Below are 17,905 nucleotides of genomic sequence, written 5' to 3'. Positions count from 1 at the left end.
TGCCTTGACGCGCGGGCGACCGAGCCGGCGTCACCGCCGACCCGGTCGCCCGGGCTGTCAGCCCTCCACGCGGTGTGAGGTCCAGAAGGACGTCAGGTCGGTGGAACCGGCAGCGGCCTGCGCCGCGGCCTTGAACTCGGCCGCGGTCGACACGCCGTACCAGTGCGACTGGGCGTACGTCTTGAGCAGGTTCGCCATCGCGGTGTCGCCGAGGAGCCGCTGCAGGTCGTGCAGCATGCACTTGCCGTAGCCGTAGACCACGGTGGAATACCGGTCCGAATGCGCGTCCCAGTAGGCCATCGAGTTGGTCAGCTTCTCCGCGCTGGACGCCCAGGTGATCCCGCAACCGCTGCCGGTGACACCGCGGTAGAGGTCCGTGGCGTAGTCGGTGAAGCTTTCGTCCAGCCACGGCGAGGTGTACTCGTCGTCGCCGACGATGCCGTACCACCACTGGTGGGCCAGCTCGTGCGGAAGCGCGGTGGTGGACACGAGGTCCATCACGAAGCCCGGATACTCCATGCCGCCGAACCAGAAGTTGTTGTCCAGTACGACGTCCACCTCACCGTAAGGGTAGGTGCCGAACCGCCCGGCGTGGACGTCGATGGAGTCCGCGGCCAGGGTGAGCATCGAGTTGGCGCTGCTGGTGGAGATCCCGCTGACGGAGTACACGTTCACCCGGACACCCTTGCCCGAAGTCGTCGTGATCTTCGTGAACGGTCCGGCGCCCCAAGCGAAGTCGCGCACCTTGGCGGCAGTGGCGTGTGTCGTGGTCGTGCTGCCGCTGGTGGTCTCGGTCGACGTGCCGGTGGCCGGTGTCAGCAGGCTCGTCGGGTGCACGAGCGTCACGTCGAAGTCGCTGATCAGCGAGTAGAACGCTTCACCATTGTTGGTGTAGGGGTCCAGGTGCCACCCGGCGCCATCACGCACCGCGAGGATCGGCAGTGCGTTGCCGATCATGTTGAACGCCCCGTCGTGGCCGAAGCGGTCGGCGCCGCTGGGGACGACGATGCCCAGGTCGAAGCCGATGGTGGCGGACTGGTTCTGCGCCAGTGGGCTGGGCAAGGTGATCTTCAGCGCGGTGCAGTTGACGCTGAGCGGCGAGGTGGTGCCGCCGGTGACATTCGTGACCGTGATCGGCGTCGACGGGCAGCTGCCGTGGTAGTTGTCCCATAGCCGCAGGTAGACCTCGGGCAGTGCGGACGGCGAGCCGTTGGTGAAGCTGACCGATTCGTGGCCCGTCCAGGTGTCGCCCGCCGTGTTCGACGTCAAGCTCACCGTGTACGCGGGGTTGACCGGGGTGCGGGTCGTGTCGGACGGCGCGGTCCCGATGGTCCAGCTGAAGGTGGCACTCCCGGTGTTGCCGGCGGCGTCTTTGGCCGTGACGGTCACCGACGAAGTGCCGGCCGCGGTGGGCGTGCCGGTGATCTTCCCGGTAGCAGCGTCGATGGCCAGCCCCGAGGGAAGGCCGGTCGCGGCGTAGGTCAGCGCGTCGCCCTGCGGGTCACTCGCCTGAACCTGCAGGGAAACCGCCTGGCCGACGGCGCTCGACTGGTTGCCCGGCGACGTGACGACGGGGGTCTGTGGGTTGCCCGCCCCGGTCGTCAGCGAGAAGTCGTCAAGCAGGAAGTTGGTCGCCAGGCTCGAGTCCTCGGTGCCGGTGACCTTCAGCGTGACGGTCTGCCCGAGGTAGCGCGACATGTCGAAAGTCCGCTGGACGTACCCGGTGTTCTTGTCGAGGTTGGAGTAACTCGCCAAGGTGTCGGATCCGGCCTGCACCACCAACGTGTCGTACTTGGCGCTGCCCGTCTCCTTGGTGTCGATGTGCGACCAGTAACTCAGCGACGCCGACGTGCAGCCGGCGGGCAAAGTCACCGTCTGGGAAAGGGTGTCGGTGTGCGTGCTGCCGTAGCCGTCCAACCAGGCGACCTGCGTGCCTCCGTGCGCGGGCTCGGCCGCGGTGGCGGCGGAGATGACGCCGCTCGTCTGCGTCCACGGGGTGGTGCCGCTTTCGAAGTTGCCGTTGCCGACGAGCTGGTCACCGCAGGCCGCGGCCTGCGCCTGCGGGGTGACGACAGCTACTCCCAACCCGCTGAGCGCCAGTATGAGCGCAGCAGAAAGTACCCTCGTTCTCATGGGGTTTCCCTTCTCGGGCCCCGCGCCTCGGAGCCAGGGACAGCGTCCCCTTTGTCCGACTGCCCAACAACCCGCCATGAGTACTGTTTTCTTGCGGCCACGGGAATACGACGCTTGCGGCGCGCATTCGGCCTATCGAGGAAGGCTCAGGCGGCGGTAGCAGTGACGACCTGGTTGCGCCCGTTGGCCTTCGCCCGGTACATCGCCGTGTCCGCGGCGTGGAGGACGCGGTCGACAGCGGTCCCGGCGCCGGGGTACGCCGCGGCCCCGATCGACACCGACAGCCCGTCGATCTCCGTCACCTGCTCGTCGAACGTGACGATGACTTCGAGACGGGCGATGCCGCGGCGGATGCGCTCGGCGACGGCTCGCGCTCCCGCTTCGGACACCTCCGGCAACAGGAGGACGAACTCCTCACCGCCGGTCCGGCCGAACGAGTCGTACGCGCGGAGTTCAAGCCCGGATCGCGTCCGCCACCGACCGCAGAACCGCGTCCCCTGCAAGATGTCCGTGGGTGTCGTTGACGCGCTTGAAGTTGTCGAGGTCGGCGATCAGGACCGCGAACGCGTCGTGTCTGCTCTCGGCGCGGGCAATCTAGCCCGGCGGCGCGATTGCGCCATTCAAGGTTGGTGAGGAGCCCGGTCTTAGCGTCCTGAGTGGCCAACTCCTGCAGCTGCCGCATCAGCACACTGCGATGCAGCACGACGACGGGCAGCAGCACCGGGGTAGCCGACGAGCAGTGCGGCCATGAACCCCGCCAAGGCACGGCGGACCCGCGACGAGACACGCGAGCACCCTGGTCGCCCCGCTGGACAGGACCCGCCAGGCCGGCCAGCTCGTGATCGATCGGGACACCCGCAAGCCGAGATGCCGATAGATGAGGGCCGTAAGAAGCGCGGCGAGCAACGGCGGAAGCTCAGGGCGCCACCGCCGATCCAGACCGACGTCAGCGCCACGGCTGCAAGCTCGACCCCGACGTAGTACGGGAGAACCCCACATGGCGCCGTCCACAACGCCCAGTCACCAGGCCGGACCAGAACCGGTCTTCCAGCCATCAGCCCGCCCCCAGGCTGCGTACCACTCGTATGCGCTCAGTTCCTCTTCGTGACTCCCGACCAGTATCGCCCTCCCTTGCGGGCGGAATCCAGCACGAATCGACACCGCTGAACGCTTGCACGGTGACCGTGAGTGACCTTCAGCTCGCGCAGCCACCAACAGCGGATACCCTGAGCAGCCCCTGCACCGAACACAGTCCGCTGACCGCCAGGACCGAGCGGCCCAGCAACACCGCGTAACCAAAAACCGAAGATCATCCCACTAGCCCGACACCCTGAGGAACAGACCCCGGGTGAACAACATGCTGAACCGCCGTATAGTCTTCTTCCATCAAGTCCGAGTGGCGGAATGGCAGACGCGCTAGCTTGAGGTGCTAGTGTCCTAACGGACGTGGGGGTTCAAGTCCCCCCTCGGACACATATTCGTCGCATATCTGCGACACATAACGTACCAGTGCTCACAGGCACTCCAACACGCTAGTTCACGGTGTTCGTCGCACCCCCATCGCTGCCGGTGGGGGTGTTTGTCGTGACCGGCTCCGTGATCAAGCCGGTGGTTATCCCGGCAACACCCCTGCAGCGCGACGGACACGCGACCGGGCTCCCGGCAACCCTGCGCACCCTCCCACTTCCGTCGGTCCCGACACCCCGCACCAACACCGCCGTATACGGACTGGCCGCCGTGGACCGCCGGGGCCGCATCGCCGACCACGCCATCGTGCACGCGCTCGGCTGGCAACCCGGCACCCGACTGGACATCCGCGAAACCCACGGGCTCCTCCTCATCCACGCGGATCCGCGTGGCGTGTTCAGCGTGACCAAACAAGGCCATCTCCGGCTGCCCGCACCCGTTCGACACCGCTGCTGTCTCGTCCCTGGCGACCGGGTGCTCCTGGCCGCAGACCCAGACCGGGGCCTACTGATCGTGCACCCGCCCGCTGCGCTCGATGACATACTCGCCCAACGGCACGCCGGACTTCTTGGCGGTGATTCCGCATGACGACACACGCCGTTCCCAGAGCGCCGACCGCGACGTCGGCCGATCTGGATGCCGCTCGCCTGCTGTTGTCCCGGATGGGGCTGTCGGCCGAAGACCTCCTGGCCAGCCCGACCGCTCGGCCGCCGGTGCCGACGTTCGCCGAATACATCCCCATCGTCTCCGCTGCCGTCACCGACGGGACCCGCCGGGTCTACGGCTCCTACTGGAACCGCATCCTCGACCATTGGGGCGACCGTCACCTCGACGAACCCACCCCCTCACAGATCAAGCAACTGGTCGAGCATGTGAAGGTCAACGTCGTCGCCCGCCGCAACGCACGCGGTGGACGCAGTGCGGGCGAGCATCTGATTGCGGCCCTGCGCTGCGTCTACCGCCACGCCGAAGACGACAACCTGATCAACGCGGCCGACAACCCGGCCAGAAAGGTCGCCAAACCCCGACGCCTCCCGTCCACCCGACGCGCCGTCGCCGACACCCGGCTCAATGAGATCAACCACGTCGCCGCTACCACCGGCAACGACCCCGCCCTCGACAGCCTGATACTGCGGCTGCACACCGAGACCGCGTGCCGTCGAGGCGGCGCACTCGCCCTCCGACCCCAGGATCTCGATCCGGCCCAATGCTTGATCTTCCTACGGGAGAAGGGCGAGACAGTCCGCTGGCAACCCGTGTCACCGACCCTCATGACGCACCTTCAGCAACACGCCACCGACCGGCGCGCACCTCGAGCCGGACAGCTGTTGCGCTATGTCAACGGCCGACCGATCACGAGCCGCCGCTACGACCATCTCTGGACACGCCTCGGCAAACACCTTCCTTGGGTAGCTACGCAACAGATCTCGACCCATTGGCTCCGTCACACCACTCTCACCTGGGTGGAACGCAACTTCGGCTACGCCGTCGCCCACGGGTTCGCCGGTCACACCGACGACGGCGGCGATGCCGGAACCACCACGACCTACATTCGGGCCACCGTCGAAGAAGTCGCCGCCGCGCTGGCCGCACTCACCGGAGAACCGCACCCGCTCAGCTAGCTCGAACACCGACTGTGCCGTCCTGGCCGCGAAGGCGTGATCGAACGCTTGCTCTGGCTCCTCCCCCCTGCGTCGGGGGAGGAACCGCATTCTCTGACTGGCCGACCGGTATATCGGAGAGTCCCGCCGATGACGCGACCGGAAGTTACCAACTTCTTTGCGCTGCTTGGACTTGACCAAACCGATACTGACCTTGCCGACTGGTTGGTGATGCGGGCACGGCTTGATGTCAGGCTGACCGATGTCTCAGGTGCGCAACTCAATTCGCGAGCGCGGGTCGCGTGAGTAATCGACGTTTGCCGCCGTCCAGCCTCCACAACGACCGCGCTGCGCTCAGATTTCTCCGCGTAGTGGCGCCGCATACCTCCCCAACTCCCACCGGTAGCGCTGACACTGAACGAACTCGGAGTTGCCGCGCAGCACAGCCCGGACGTCGGCAACAGTCGGCACGATGTCGGCGGCGAAGTAGTTTGCGATGAGTGCTTGGACCTCTGCTGCAAGCAGCGGCTCGGACTGCCGGGCCAGCACGATCACGACCTGCTGCTTCACGGACGGCTCGCTGGGCACGGCCAGCATGACCTCCCGCAGCTCAGCGATCCCCGCCTGCTCTTTTAGTCTCGCGCCCTCGATCTCAGTCAACAAGGACACCAGGACCGGGACGCCGTACTGCTCGAACACCTGCCCGAGCCGGGTCCGCCGGTCGACGTTGGCCACCAAGAGCGTTGCGCCGGCCGCAACCAGGCCCCCGACCAGCCAAGGTGACACGCCGAGCTGCCGGCCAACGAACCTGACGAGGGCGGTCAGCGCCCATCCCGGTGAGATCACCAAGTTGCCGGCGACGTTCCCTTTCCTGACTCCATCGGCGAGATCGACCGCTGACGCTGCTGCCTTCCGCCAGTCTGGTGGGGCGAACCCCGGCTTGCGCAGGTGTTTGTCTTCGGAGAACACCACGCACGGGGCGATCAGCTTGGCCAGGCGTCCGGTAGGCACGTCATCCGGATCGGTGATGGCGAGCACCTGAGGGTCAGGATCGTCCGCGTCCGATACCGTGACGAACCGCAGGATAGGCAGGTAGTACTCCTCGAAGTGAGCGCGCAGGACGCTCAGCGGGACCGGGCTCGACTTGGCGATCTTCGGTAGATGCCGGTACACCTCGTCATACACGTGGTCGGGCGCGTAGAGGACCGCTGTTCCGAAATCAGTCATCCGGAGCAGTCGCGACCTGAAGTCCTTCCGGCAGTCATTCTCGACGCTGCTGAGCAGGGCGTTGGCGTCCGTGATGCCGACCAAGCGGGGCGTAAGCGAGCAGTACGGATCGAGGCGCACCCCCTGCGCACCCACCGCGACCTGCTCGTTCGTCATGGAGTGAGGGTACAGATCACCACCGACAGTTCCAGTCTCATCCGCGGGGCATGGAGTGGTTGCAGTTGGAGGCGACGATCGCCTCGTTGACCTTCGAGCAGCTGGCGCGCTCGGCCGAAACGTGGGTAGACGACCTACCTCGGCAGCGGGCTCGCCGTCGCGTCATCGCCGACCTGGAGTTCGCCCACGGTCGCATTGCGTCCCGCTGGATGCGGTGGGCCGACACCTTCGGACTTCCCCACCCGTCCCTGACCGCTGACCCCGCCGACATCCTCGATCACCCGTATTGCCTGGTGGACGATGACAAGGTCGGTATCTATGTGGCGGGGCTGCTTCCGGTGTATGACGCGGCCCTGGCGATCCTGGCCGGCGACCACACCCCGTCCGCCGACTACGAGCTGCTGTCCGCCCCGTGGCGCCGGGCTTGCCTGCCGTCTCGATTCACCCCGACCACGCTGTACGGACCCCACACCCAGACCGCGCTGGCGTCCCTGTCCTCAGTGTGCCGGTTTCCGCGGTCCTGCCTGACCCGGATGGTTCGCACCCGCCGCTCGATCAGCACCAAGGACTGGGACTCGGCTGCAGACACCGTTTACCAGGCCACCCTGAAGCTAGGCTTTCCTTACCGGGGCAAGTGTTTGTATTGGGAGGCCGTGGCCAGCGCCGAGACTGCGATGGACCAGTCCCCAACCTACCCAGAACTCATCCACGCCCTGTGGGGGTACGCCGCTGTCCAAGCGTTCGCCGGCCAACTCCCGACGGAGTCCGAGGCGTTGCTGGCCGCTCCGTATCGAGCAGGTGGGCGCACGCTTCCCCCAGTCTGACCGGAACCGGCCTGCGGCCGGTTCCGGCGGCGACGATGCCGTCGATCCCTCTGCCATCGGCGCGCGCGATGTGGGTGGGGGGTGCACAGGACCAGTCGGTGATGTCCAGGCCGGAGCCGCGCAGCCAGTCGGTCCGGGGCAACGTCCCGACACCGACGACCGCGAGATCGGCGATCGGGATTTCTCCGCCGTCGAGGACGAGGTGAACCGCGTTCCCGATGTCGCCCACCCGCGGACACCGCTGCCAAGGTGCAGGTGAACCCCGGCGTCGCGGTGATGTCGCCGGTGTGGGTGCTCACAGCCGTCGCAGCCCATCCAGGATTCGTTCGAAGAGTGTCTGATCTAGCGGTGTGCGTTGGCGTAGTGCCCGCACGGCTGCCGCTTGTTCCCGTTTGGGATTGACGTGGTGCTTGTCTGGCGGGTTGAGCGGTATCTCATCGAGTGTGCCGATGCGCGGGAGGTACTGGGTAGCCGTCGGGGTGTCGACGTTATGCGGCCGGAACCAAAACCCGTCCGGCATGGTCAGTGTGTCATCGCCGGGAACGCGGCGGTGCCGCCCGGAGTATCCCGGCGGAGGCTCGCGAACGAGCTGTTCTCCGGTGGCATGGTCGCGCCGCGTTCGCCCTCCATCCGTGGCGCCAGTGGCCACGACGTGATCACCGATGCCCTAGCCGGGCGCCCAGTAGCGTGTATGAGTTTCGTTGTGGATAGGCCATGTCCGCGGTAACGCTCTCCATAGTGTTGTGGCTGCTCACGCGGGCGAGGCGTGTAGATCATGTGGTTGGGGTGTCAGTGAAACGTCCGCCCGTGCGGCCATCCAGAGCGTCAATGCGGCGACTATGAGGCGGGGATGCTGCGGCGGTGCTGCTGGCCTGCGTGTTCGTCGTGTTCCGCCTGGTTGGACATGTAGTCGTGTCAGAAGGCGGCGTGTCCGGGATTGTCTGGCGAAGGTGGCGTGGCCGGAGCAGCGCCAGTACGGAAAGGCCAAGGTTTGCCTTGGGCGCGCAGCGCCGGCCAGTCCACGGGCTTGACGTAGTCGGGATCGCCGAAAGGGATGATCAGCGTTGCTTCCGGGTCTTCGCTGAGGCGTTTCTCGTTGGCCCACAGAACTTGTGCGGGTGACAGGTCTGACTGGGGCAGGTACTCCTGTCGTTCAGACCGCCACACGCGCGTCTGGACGACGCCGAGAAACATCAGCAGGACAACAGCGACGGATCCGAGCGTCGCCGTAACGGTCCACCACACGACCCCCATCGGTAGAGCTATCCCGTTGCTGGGTAAGGACGTGTGGGTGAGGGCAACAGTGAGTCGAGCCCTGGAACTATCCCGCGCTCGTGGTCCGCGTCGGGCGTCCAGTACGAGTCGACCATGTCGCGAACGGACACTGGAAGTTGGTTCGGGCCGACGGGCACGGTGACGTCGTCCAGGATCTTCCACAGTGTCTGGTCCGCTGGTTCGGGATGGACGTCTGCGCCGAGCGCGCAGCGGTGGCGGTCGATGGCTTCGACCAGCTTCCGTACAGAATTGTGTTGCCACTGAAGAAGTTCGGCCTTGTTGAGGTTGTCCTCCGACGCGCCTGCTCGTGTTTGCGTGATCCGATCCTGGACCATGCGCCGGAAGGCGACGGCGCGAGCGTGCCACTGGCAATAGTCCTGCTCGTAGTCGGATGACTGGTCGACCCCGAGGCGGGAGCGCCGTTCGTCACGACGCCACCGGCGCGCCCGGATGTCTTTCTCAGCTCCCATCTGCATCGCGATCAGGATGCCCCGCACGCGACTGGCCAGCGGCGGCCTGGTCAGGATCGCCCATAGCCCAGGGGCAGCGCGGTCGGGATTGAGGTTTTCACTGATCAAGTCCCGGAGTTCTTCGTCGCTGGATTGGATCAGGTCGTCAGGACGTTGTGCCGCCGCGATTGGTCCATTCGATCGGCTCGCCGACTGCCAGGCAGGATTACCGCACTCGGTCGGGTGCCAACAGTCTGCTGATTCACTGGTCACTGTGGCCGCTCCTTTCCGGCGCGGGTGATCGGTTGGTCTGCTGAGGTGAACCGCGGTGGTCGGCGCGACTTCCCCAGCGGCACTCGGGTCTGTGCGAGACGCAGCGGTCATGGCGTGGCCGGTTGGGGCCAGTAGGGCGTGTCACGGGCGATGTCCATCATCGGCAGGAGCGTGTCGGCGAGGGCTGGGGTGGTGGCCAGGGTGCAGCGTGAGCGGGTGGTGTGCGGACTGCCGTCGGCGTCGAGGACGAGGGCTCCGGCTTCGCGGGCGATGATCGCGCCGGAGGCGTTGTCCCAGGTTCGGTTGCCGAACAGGATGGCGGCATCGAGGGTGCCCTCGGCGAGCCAGACCAGGTCCAGCGCGGTGCTGCCGAGTCGTCGGACTCCTTGGGCGCGGCCGGTGAGTCGGCGGTCCAGGTCGGTGCACAGGCGGTCGCGGGTGGCGGCGTCGGGGCCGCTGCCGTAGTCGCACAGCCCGATGAGCGCCTCGTCCAGCGTGCCGGTGGTCGAGACGGTGATCAGGTCGCCGTCGCGGTAGGCACCTTCGCCTGTGACTGCCCAGTAGCGGTGTCGCAGGAACGGCAAGGCGGTGATGCCGAGGACGGGCTGGTGGTCGTGGACCAACCCGAGGGCGATCGCGCACAGCGGGCCGCCGTGGGCGAAAGTAATGGTGCCGTCGATCGGGTCGAGCACCCAGTAGGTGTTCTCGTCGCCGAAGGCGCCGTGTTCCTCACCGAGGAACCCGACTGTGGGATCCCAGTCGTGCAGCAGGCCGCGGATGAGGTGTTCGACGGCAAGGTCAATGTTGGTCACCAGGTCGCGGTCGCCCTTGGTGGCGACGTGGGTCGGCTGATGGTTCAGGACGTGCTGCACCGCCAGGTCGACCGCGCGCGTCGCAGCGGACAGGGCGTGATCGAGATCGGGTATGGGCATCGAGGCTTCTGTCCTTGCGGCGCGGCGGTCAGGCGAGCCGCAGCATCGAGGTTTGCGCGACCACGAGGCGGGGGGCGAGCCGGTCGCTGGGCGCGGGCAGGGTGATCAGCCCGTCGACGATCTCGTTGAGCGTGCCGTCCCGTTGCCAGGTGATGCCGCCGGTGTGGTCGGTGCGCAGGCCGCGCGCGTCGGTGGTGTACCGCACGCGCAGGGCGTCGGCCCAACCCTCCGGCCACGTACGGACGCCGTGCATCTCGACCACCTGGCCCTCAGAGTCAAGGGTCGGCAGGAACATCCAGCCCGCGTCGTGCAGGTCGATCAGGCGTAGCAACTCGGGGAATTCCGCCAGCGCCGCCGAGTGTTCCTGTGGGGTCACGGTGTCCACGCCCACCACGGCTTGTCAGCGGACAGGGTGCCCGCGATCAGGCCATTCCTGATGGCCTCGGGGTGCAGGGCCGCAAGATCGGGCTCGTCGGCCCACCAGTGCATGGTCGGTCGGCGATCGGCAAGGTGGTCGAGGTCGGTGAGCGTCACGTCGAACAGAAACGCCACTTCGGAAGCGTGGCCATGTTCCAACGTGGTGATGTCGTGCTCGACCACGGCGCAGAAGTCCAGGTGAGCGATGCTCACCCCGAGCTGGTCGAGCAGCGTTCGGCGAAGCGCCTGTTCGACAGGTTCCCCGTCTCCGACGGCGCCGCCAGGCAACCGATGGATGCCCCTGTCATCGGCGATGAGCAAGAGCTTGTCATCGTGGCCGATCAGGGCGTAGGTCCCGACCCGAGGCCCTGTGGCGGGGATGTCGTCGTCGCTCATTGTGGACCACCTCTCAGCGGAAACGTTGCGGGGCAGGATTGTCGTGGTGTCAGCGAGCACGGTCGTTCTCCCACAACAAGGTGTGCAAGCGGGTCGAGAGGTGCCAGCCGCGTTCCAGTACCGGGTCAGCCAGCAGCCGCATCCGGGCCAAGACAGTGGCGCTGTCGGTGCCCTCGGGCATGACCCATACCGGGGCGAGGCCGAAGGCCGAGACCAGATCCTCGACCTCGTCGAGGTCGCTGGGGTCTTGCACCACGAACTTCCAGATCGCCTTGTGAGTGGTGACAAGCTGGTGCAGGACGGTGGGCCGGATGCGCTGGTGGCGGTGCAGTCCGGAGTGGGCGAGCTTGGGTGAGACGTTGAACTGCGTCACTGCGGCGACGATGTCGGGGGTGGGTGCGAGGGTGCCGGAGGTTTCGATCTCGATGTCCGTGGCGAGCCCGGCGTCTCGGATCGCGTGGGCCAGCGTGCCGACGACGCGCGGCTGCAGCAGCGGTTCGCCGCCCGTGATCACCACCAGTCCTCGAGGTTCGGCGGCGAGCCAGCACAGGACGTCCTCCACCGATATGACCTGGTGTTCGGCGTCGAGGTCGTAGCGGCTGCCGTCGTGGGTTTGTGCGCTGTCGCACCACGAACAGGACAGGTGGCAGCCGAAGAGCCTGATGAAGCGGGCGTAGCGGCCGGTGCTCGGTCCTTCGCCTTGGAAGGTCGGGCCGAAGGTCTCGTTGACCACGAGGTCGCGGTCGGCGTCGGGCACGGTGGGCAGCTTCACGCGGTGTCCCCCGGCCCGTAGTCGGCTGTGTTGAGTTGGGTCTCGCGTACGAACACCCGTCCAACGCGGGCATTGTCCGCGCACGGCAAGCCAGCGAGGACGTGTTGGCTCATGCGACGCAGCAGCACAGCGACGGCTTCGACGGTCGGCCACGCCAGGTCGGTGGCCAGCGTCTCGGGTTCGCTGGCGGTGTGGTCGGCCCCGAAGCGGAACACCTTGCACCCCAATGTGGTGGTGAGCGTTTCCACGAACGGATCGTCGAATCCGAGCATGGTGCCGTGATCGAGGTGGGTGTCGATCCAGTGCCGGACAGCAGCTTTGAGCGCGCCGAACTCGACGACAGTGACGTCGCTGCTCAAATGCGGCGCGGTCACAGACACGGTGACACGCCAGGAATGCCCGTGCAGGCTAGTGCATTTCCCGTCAAGGTGCGGGAGACGGTGCGCGGTTTCGAAGGTGTGCTCGATGGCGACGCGATGCACGGTCGGCAGGTCGTCGTCCGGCAGGCGAACTGCCAGCGTGTTAGCCGGGTGACTGTGCGTTGTGGCAACGAGCATCGGCGACCGCGGTTCCTTTCCACAGGGGCGTTGTTTGCCTTCAAGTAGGTCTGCGGCGGAAGGTCGGGGGAAGGGAGTGCTTCCGCCGCAGGCTGGTCCAGTCAACGGCGGGTGATCATCGGTATCCAGAGCGTGCGTGCGGCGCAGATGAGGCGTCGTGCCCCTGACCTGCGCAACCAGAAAGCAAAAGCGCCGGCGGACTGCGTGTGGTTCGCCCGATTGGTGGCCTGTCCGGTCCTATCGAGTGAGCGCGATCTAGCTGACGCGCTGAATGGCGATCGGTCCGGTCGACCACACGACGAACTCGCGTCTGTGTTCAGGATCGGCCCCTTCGGGGCCGTAGGAGTGACCAGACCAGCGCGAAGACAACGGAAGCTGCCAGCGCTGCCCCAGCCTTCGTCGCCGAAACGGATGCGTCCGTGCGTGAGGTAGTAGGTGGTGTCGTGCGGGTGGGTGTGTTCCGGTGCAGTGAAGTCGGGTGACAACTTCGCGCTGAGAGGCTTAGCCTGTGGCGGACGACATGGTCGTATCCCAGTCGATGTGGTGGCCTGTGAGCCAGCTGGCTGTGTTGCGCGGGCCCTTCTTGAACTTACGTGGCAGCACCAAATCCCGGATGATTCTCTTCGTCAGGCTGGGAATTGCTGTGCTGCCCATGCGGGCGCTGGTCGCGACGACCTGTTCCACTCGGGTGCGGCGTGCCTGTTCGTAAGTCGTGAACGCCGCGTCGATCGTGGTGCAATCGCGTAGACACTGGCCGAGGACGACTCCGTCCTCGATCGCCATGGACGCGCCGTGTCCGGCGTTGGGTGCGGCGACGTGCGCGGCGTCGCCGACGAGGAGCATGCGGTTGGCGTGCCAGCGTGGTGTGGACGTGATGTCGTAGCCGTTGCTGCCTGTGATCTCGGTGTCGGTCGCTTCGATGATCGCGGACGCCGATGTCTTATCACGAGCCACCAGGTCGAGGGCCCGTTTCTTCCATTCTCCGGGCGAGGTGTCCGCCAGCTGTTGTCTATCGAGCTCGGGGCCTGGGATGTTGACGAACCACCAGGTCCTGCCGTCGGGTGCGGTGGTGTAGGCGAAGAACACTCGTTTGCCGTAGATCATGCGGTACACCCCGGCTCGAGGATCGACGGGCGCGTCGGTCGCGTAGCCGCACAGCGTTGTGGCGCCGGTATAGCGGGGTTTCGGCGCCTCGGGGTCGATCAGTGAGCGGGTGATCGAGTGGATTCCGTCCGCACCGATGAGCAGGTCACCTTGGGCGCGGGAGCCGTCGGCGAACGTGGCGACCACGCGGTCCGACGTCGTTGTCGCGCCGGTCAGCCGCTTGCCGTGCTCGATGGGGATGCCGCGGCGCTGCATCTCGTCGTGCAATACCCGGTACAGACCCGCACGCGTGATCGTGTGCGGGCCGTGAGCGCCGGCCGATCCGCCCCGGATCGGCACCTCCCCAAGGCGTTTGCCGGTGCCACTGAAGAACTCGACCGCGTTGGCCGGGAACGACTGATCGAGCACGGCCTGCTCGGCGTCGACGGCGCGCAGAGCGTCAAGGCCGTTGTTCATGACCGTCATGAACGCGCCGACGTCGTCGGCTCCGGTGGGGTAGGCCTCGTAGACGATCGAGTCGATACCGGCTTTCTGCAGTGCCATCGCCGATACCGGCCCGGCGATACCGCCGCCGATGATTAAGGCCGTGGTCATGATGCTCCCGTCGGATTGAGTGCCGTGGATAGGCGGACTAGCTCGTGGACGTCGGCGTCGAGTCCGTCGCCGACGGGCAGCGCGACCGGCATCGCCTGCGAGGGCACGGGTCGCTTGGCTGAGTGGGAGGCCAGTGCGCGCGCGAGCCTGCCGGCCAGTTCATGGTGGTCGAGGTCGCCGGCTGGAGCGGGGTCTAGGTAGGGGCTGATGCGCACGAGGCCGTCGCGGCATTCAACGACCCTCCGGTAGTAGCGCCGGTGCGTGCCGCGCAACTGGAGGGCATCCTGCCATCGCTTGCTGGGAACTCGTTGGAGCTCGTCGTCGGGGAATTCGGTGTGCAGTGCCATCCACAGGGGCGCGAGCTGCTGGTATTCCCGCCGGTGGCGCCACCAGATACGCGTAGCGGCCAGCCGCATCGCCGCAGCGGGGTAGGTCACGCCGATGAGGAACACGAGAATGCCCGGCAGTAGCAGGATCGAGGCGGCGAGCGCGCCGATGACAGTCTCGGCGGCGCCGGCACGCGAGACCAGTTCGGGCGAGTCCGCTCCACCGATCCAGCGCAGCGCTATGGCCGGTATGAACACGCAGTTCGCCAGCACGATCGCCGCCAGGCCCACCGAGGCGACCCGCAGGCCTCGTGCGACTCGGGGCGCTGCCGCACGGGCGTAGCGCCGAGTCCACACGCACGCCATGGCGAAGCCGATGGCCATGTAGAGGTCGGCGGTGATGAAGAACAATGCGACGGTGGGTACCGAGTGGTCGTTCGTGCGAGCACCAGGCGGTGTCCGCGCGGCTGAGACGATCAACACCAGCTCTGCGATGAGGAGGGGAAGCGCGTACCACGCCGCTCGGCGCCGCGCAGACCGCCGATCCAATGTGGAGAAGACGAAGAAGGAGACGAGGCTGTAGACACCGAGCAGCAGCACCCCGTGCTGGATGAGCCTGCTGATCATCGGCGGTAGTCCCGCGACGACGGCGCCATGATCGGCTGCGAGGCCGAACGGGAACGCCACGGCCAGGCAGGCGACCATGCTGGTCACCGTCCGCAGCGGCACGTTTCCCGGCGCTCGTGCCAGCCGGACGCCGAGCCACAGCAACACCAACGCGGACAAGGCGCCGTAGGCGACCATCAAGACCGTCACAGCCACCCCAGCCGGTCGTGCAGTGCCGCCTCCATCCGCTGCGCCGGCTCGCTGACACGGCGAGACGCAGCCATGTGGTCGAGTACCGAGGCCCACTCCAGGATGATCGTCGCCGTGGTCTCGGCCTCGCGTTCCTGCTCGGTGTCGTAAGACGTGCGCCGCAGTGCGCGTCGGACGGCGTCAGGCTCCAGATCGGGGTACTTCTCGCGGAGGGCGTCCGCGGACAGGGCTGCCAAAAGCTGGTCGTCGTTCTCGGTGCTCTGGTGCCCGGCGAGGAGGTGACCCAGCTCGTGCAGGATGATATGACGCTGGTGCGGCGCGCTAGTTTCCTGCTGATAGAAGATGTAGTCGGTCGTTGCGGTGGTGAACCACACGCCGAACGGCCCGGGGACCGGGATGGGATGTGCCCGCAGCTGAATTGGCTTGCCGCGCTGTTGGCCGACTCGCTGACAAAGTTCGACCACATCGAGAGGCGGGCGGATGTCCAGCTCGTTGAGCAGCCGCCGGCACCGACGACGCAGCTGTCGTTCGTTCACCAGCACACCCTCCTCATCCGGATTCCGTCACCAGCGTCTCGCGCCGGACACATCAACGGCCACCCGTCGTCACCCGATTGCTGGACGTTCCCCTTCAGCCTGCTGATCCCGATAGACGACGTTGAGCAGGTCCATCACAAGCTGACGCCGTTCCGGTGACAGCTCGCCGGCTCGCATGGCCATCAGCTGCGTTTCGCTGTCGCCCGCGATCACGTTCAGCCGTTGCTGCTCGGCCTTCAGTTCCTCCAGTTGCTGGTCGACCCGGTCGGTGACCTCGTCGTCGAAGAAGTAACTGACTGGAACGCCGAAGAACTTGGCGAGTGCCTGGAGATGCTTGAAGGTCAGATTATCTTTTCGAGCCTTGCGAAGCTGCCAGATGTAGCTCTGCGAGATCTTTTCGCCGTCCGAGGTAATGGCGGCGGCCACGTGCTCGTTGCTGTACTCCTGGCCGTCTCGCCTTGCCGCCATGACGAATAAGTGGTTCAGCTTGTCAGCAAAGCTCCGTCCCGGACGTGCCTGCTGGGTCATCAAGCCCTCCTCGCCCACCCTCTGCTTACACCGATGGAAGGGACCAATCGGGTGACGGCGTTTTCGTCAGTTGAAAACACCGCGATGTCGAGCTTAGACTCCCCTGGATCGCAGTTCAACTGTTGTGTCACCGGCTGGGCCGCCGCGGCACCTTCGTCAGTGCAAGCGACTCGTTCGTTGGGAGTTGGGTAATGTCCCGAAGTGCAGCACGAACTTCCGCCGACGCGGCCTGCTGCACGGCCTGCGGGCGACCCCTGACCTGCGGTTCGACCGACAAGCTGACCGGCCTGTTGGACAGGTGGGCCTGGGACGAGGCGGCCGAGGCGATCACCGCCGACCTGGGGCGTGGGACAAGCGTTCTGCTCCTGCTCGACCTCGACTACTTCAAACAGGTGAACGACACCTTCGGCCACCTCGCTGGCGATGCGGTACTCAAAGCGGCAGCCGACGTCATCCGTCAGGCTGTCCGCGCAGGCGATCTCGTCGGCCGATACGGCGGCCACGGTGGCGATGAGTTCCTGGTGCTGCTGCCCGACGCCGATCATCGACGAGGCACCAAGATAGCCCAGCGAATGCGGGAGCGACTGAGCAGCGCGGCCATCGCGATCGTGGCCACCAGTGGTGAACACGTGCTGTACACCGGCCTCACTGCCACGATCGGTGGAGCCGTTCATGCGGCGGGCGACGAGCCTGAACTCGCCGACATGGTTCGCCGGGCCGATGCGGCGTTGCTGCAGGCGAAACGCGCCGGCCGAGACCGCGTCGCGATCAACTCCAGACCGCTCACTTGCACCCACAAAAATGCCTGATCGAGTGACTGCAACTTTGCTGGTTGAAGATATGAGTCGTTCGATCTAAGATCAACCTGCAACCTAGTTCGACTGTGGTGAACAGGACTTGGCGAAGCGTCGTCGATATGAGTGCATGTCCGCATCCATCCGGTCGGTGACCACGTACGTGAGACCGGGAGGAACCATGGGACAACTGCAAACTTGCGTCGAAGGCAGCCGTACTCACACTCGAGGGGCCAGCGCGACGACTTCGCTTTCTCGACGTGCACGTGAGTCGGCGATCGCCGCCGAGGACGCCGAGAAGCTCCGTAAACTGCACGACGCCAAGCAACTGTTCAGCGGCGACTGGATGAATCCCGTGCTCGTCGCGCTCAAAGACGGACCCAAGCACTACACGGAACTGGCGGCGTTGGTCCGTGCGATGAACACCGCCGGCTCTGATAGCTGGTCGGGCAAACCGCGAGTACTTCACGACCGGGTGCTGACCCGCACGCTCAAGTCGATGACCGCGGACGGGCTCATCCTGCGACACGAGGAGGTCGGAGCCTTCCCGCCTTCGGTCCAGTACGCGATCAGCAATGCCACTGCGGAAGCGCTCGACGCGCTGGAACCGATGGTCGCCTGGGTAGACAGACACCCAGACCTGATCGAACGTGCGCAACGTCGTCGCCGAAGTGAGAGCATGGAAAGCGCCAAGCCCACGGTCGGTCGTACCTGAAGACGTCGATCGA

Annotated in this window: 21 protein-coding genes and 1 tRNA gene; 7 read left to right on the top strand and 15 right to left on the bottom strand. The window is 66.2% G+C overall.

Annotation, left to right across the window (positions count from 1 at the left end):
• Positions 1-57: 57 nt before the first annotated feature.
• From JWQ81_RS05190 to JWQ81_RS44795, 3 genes are all read right to left on the bottom strand, one after another.
• Positions 58-2,133, bottom strand: coding sequence for a putative Ig domain-containing protein (locus JWQ81_RS05190; protein WP_297538058.1), 2,076 nt, complete (start codon positions 2,131-2,133; stop codon positions 58-60).
• 146 nt (positions 2,134-2,279) lie between these two features.
• Positions 2,280-2,636 (bottom strand): GGDEF domain-containing protein, encoded by a 357-nt coding sequence (locus JWQ81_RS05185; RefSeq protein WP_297538056.1) that lies wholly within the window; start codon positions 2,634-2,636, stop codon positions 2,280-2,282.
• Positions 2,587-2,727, bottom strand: coding sequence for a diguanylate cyclase (locus tag JWQ81_RS44795; protein ID WP_366942262.1), 141 nt, complete (start codon positions 2,725-2,727; stop codon positions 2,587-2,589). Before JWQ81_RS44795 ends, JWQ81_RS05185 begins: the two co-directional genes overlap by 50 nt.
• A 796-nt stretch (positions 2,728-3,523) precedes the next feature.
• On the opposite strand from JWQ81_RS44795, the gene JWQ81_RS05180 reads away from it, so the two are divergent.
• The 4 genes from JWQ81_RS05180 to JWQ81_RS05165 all read left to right on the top strand — a co-directional run bounded on the left by JWQ81_RS05180 (position 3,524) and on the right by JWQ81_RS05165 (position 5,507).
• Positions 3,524-3,606 (top strand) — tRNA-Leu (locus JWQ81_RS05180).
• A gap of 111 nt (positions 3,607-3,717) precedes the next feature.
• On the top strand, positions 3,718-4,188 hold the full coding sequence (locus JWQ81_RS05175; protein WP_297538054.1) for an AbrB/MazE/SpoVT family DNA-binding domain-containing protein: 471 nt from the start codon (positions 3,718-3,720) through the stop codon (positions 4,186-4,188).
• Positions 4,185-5,222, top strand: a complete 1,038-nt coding sequence (locus JWQ81_RS05170) for a site-specific integrase (protein WP_297538052.1) — start codon at positions 4,185-4,187, stop codon at positions 5,220-5,222. Before JWQ81_RS05175 ends, JWQ81_RS05170 begins: the two co-directional genes overlap by 4 nt.
• Before the next feature lie 129 nt (positions 5,223-5,351).
• Positions 5,352-5,507 (top strand): hypothetical protein, encoded by a 156-nt coding sequence (locus JWQ81_RS05165; protein ID WP_297538051.1) that lies wholly within the window; start codon positions 5,352-5,354, stop codon positions 5,505-5,507.
• Positions 5,508-5,555: 48 nt separating this feature from the next.
• On the opposite strand, the gene JWQ81_RS05160 is transcribed toward JWQ81_RS05165, so the two are convergent.
• Complete coding sequence (locus JWQ81_RS05160) at positions 5,556-6,584, bottom strand: hypothetical protein (RefSeq protein WP_297538049.1); 1,029 nt, start codon at positions 6,582-6,584, stop codon at positions 5,556-5,558.
• A 50-nt stretch (positions 6,585-6,634) separates the two neighbouring features.
• Here JWQ81_RS05160 and JWQ81_RS05155 point away from each other — a divergent pair, with 50 nt between their 5' ends.
• Positions 6,635-7,408, top strand: coding sequence for a hypothetical protein (locus tag JWQ81_RS05155; RefSeq protein ID WP_297538047.1), 774 nt, complete (start codon positions 6,635-6,637; stop codon positions 7,406-7,408).
• 915 nt (positions 7,409-8,323) lie between these two features.
• Here the strand turns inward: JWQ81_RS05155 and JWQ81_RS05150 are convergent.
• The 11 genes from JWQ81_RS05150 to JWQ81_RS05100 form a co-directional block, all read right to left on the bottom strand.
• A complete protein-coding gene (locus JWQ81_RS05150) occupies positions 8,324-8,662 on the bottom strand; it encodes a hypothetical protein (RefSeq protein ID WP_297538045.1) in 339 nt (112 codons plus the stop codon).
• An 8-nt stretch (positions 8,663-8,670) separates the two neighbouring features.
• Entirely contained in the window at positions 8,671-9,261 is a 591-nt protein-coding gene (locus JWQ81_RS05145) for a hypothetical protein (protein ID WP_297538043.1), read from the bottom strand.
• Positions 9,262-9,512: 251 nt separating this feature from the next.
• Complete coding sequence (locus tag JWQ81_RS05140) at positions 9,513-10,337, bottom strand: inositol monophosphatase family protein (protein WP_297538041.1); 825 nt, start codon at positions 10,335-10,337, stop codon at positions 9,513-9,515.
• Positions 10,338-10,365: 28 nt separating this feature from the next.
• Positions 10,366-10,713: a hypothetical protein gene (locus JWQ81_RS05135; RefSeq protein ID WP_297538039.1), complete on the bottom strand. Its 348-nt coding sequence runs from the start codon at positions 10,711-10,713 to the stop codon at positions 10,366-10,368.
• On the bottom strand, positions 10,710-11,150 hold the full coding sequence (locus JWQ81_RS05130; protein ID WP_297538037.1) for an NUDIX domain-containing protein: 441 nt from the start codon (positions 11,148-11,150) through the stop codon (positions 10,710-10,712). The genes JWQ81_RS05135 and JWQ81_RS05130 overlap by 4 nt, the downstream gene beginning before the upstream one ends.
• 49 nt (positions 11,151-11,199) lie before the next feature.
• Positions 11,200-11,922 (bottom strand): 7-carboxy-7-deazaguanine synthase QueE, encoded by a 723-nt coding sequence (locus JWQ81_RS05125; RefSeq protein WP_297538035.1) that lies wholly within the window; start codon positions 11,920-11,922, stop codon positions 11,200-11,202.
• On the bottom strand, positions 11,919-12,479 hold the full coding sequence (locus JWQ81_RS05120; protein ID WP_297538033.1) for a 6-carboxytetrahydropterin synthase: 561 nt from the start codon (positions 12,477-12,479) through the stop codon (positions 11,919-11,921). Before JWQ81_RS05120 ends, JWQ81_RS05125 begins: the two co-directional genes overlap by 4 nt.
• A gap of 501 nt (positions 12,480-12,980) precedes the next feature.
• Positions 12,981-14,177: an FAD-dependent monooxygenase gene (locus tag JWQ81_RS05115; protein WP_297538031.1), complete on the bottom strand. Its 1,197-nt coding sequence runs from the start codon at positions 14,175-14,177 to the stop codon at positions 12,981-12,983.
• The gene (locus JWQ81_RS05110; RefSeq protein ID WP_297538029.1) at positions 14,174-15,319 is read right to left on the bottom strand and encodes an MAB_1171c family putative transporter; all 1,146 of its coding nucleotides are present in this window, start codon (positions 15,317-15,319) and stop codon (positions 14,174-14,176) included. Before JWQ81_RS05110 ends, JWQ81_RS05115 begins: the two co-directional genes overlap by 4 nt.
• Positions 15,316-15,855, bottom strand: coding sequence for an ImmA/IrrE family metallo-endopeptidase (locus JWQ81_RS05105; protein ID WP_297538027.1), 540 nt, complete (start codon positions 15,853-15,855; stop codon positions 15,316-15,318). Before JWQ81_RS05105 ends, JWQ81_RS05110 begins: the two co-directional genes overlap by 4 nt.
• Before the next feature lie 69 nt (positions 15,856-15,924).
• On the bottom strand, positions 15,925-16,383 hold the full coding sequence (locus JWQ81_RS05100; protein ID WP_297538025.1) for a helix-turn-helix domain-containing protein: 459 nt from the start codon (positions 16,381-16,383) through the stop codon (positions 15,925-15,927).
• A gap of 191 nt (positions 16,384-16,574) precedes the next feature.
• Between JWQ81_RS05100 and JWQ81_RS05095 the strand changes: the two genes are divergently transcribed.
• Together JWQ81_RS05095 and JWQ81_RS05090 are read left to right on the top strand one after the other, a co-directional pair.
• Positions 16,575-17,192: a GGDEF domain-containing protein gene (locus JWQ81_RS05095; protein WP_297538023.1), complete on the top strand. Its 618-nt coding sequence runs from the start codon at positions 16,575-16,577 to the stop codon at positions 17,190-17,192.
• 136 nt (positions 17,193-17,328) lie between these two features.
• Positions 17,329-17,892, top strand: a complete 564-nt coding sequence (locus JWQ81_RS05090) for a winged helix-turn-helix transcriptional regulator (RefSeq protein ID WP_297538021.1) — start codon at positions 17,329-17,331, stop codon at positions 17,890-17,892.
• The last annotated feature ends 13 nt before the right edge of the window (positions 17,893-17,905 follow it).

The organism is Amycolatopsis sp. (assembly GCF_025464955.1).
GTDB lineage: Bacteria > Actinomycetota > Actinomycetes > Mycobacteriales > Pseudonocardiaceae > Amycolatopsis.
The sequence above is the reverse complement of the archived record's forward strand: the minus strand, read 5'-3'. Positions and strand labels throughout refer to the sequence as shown.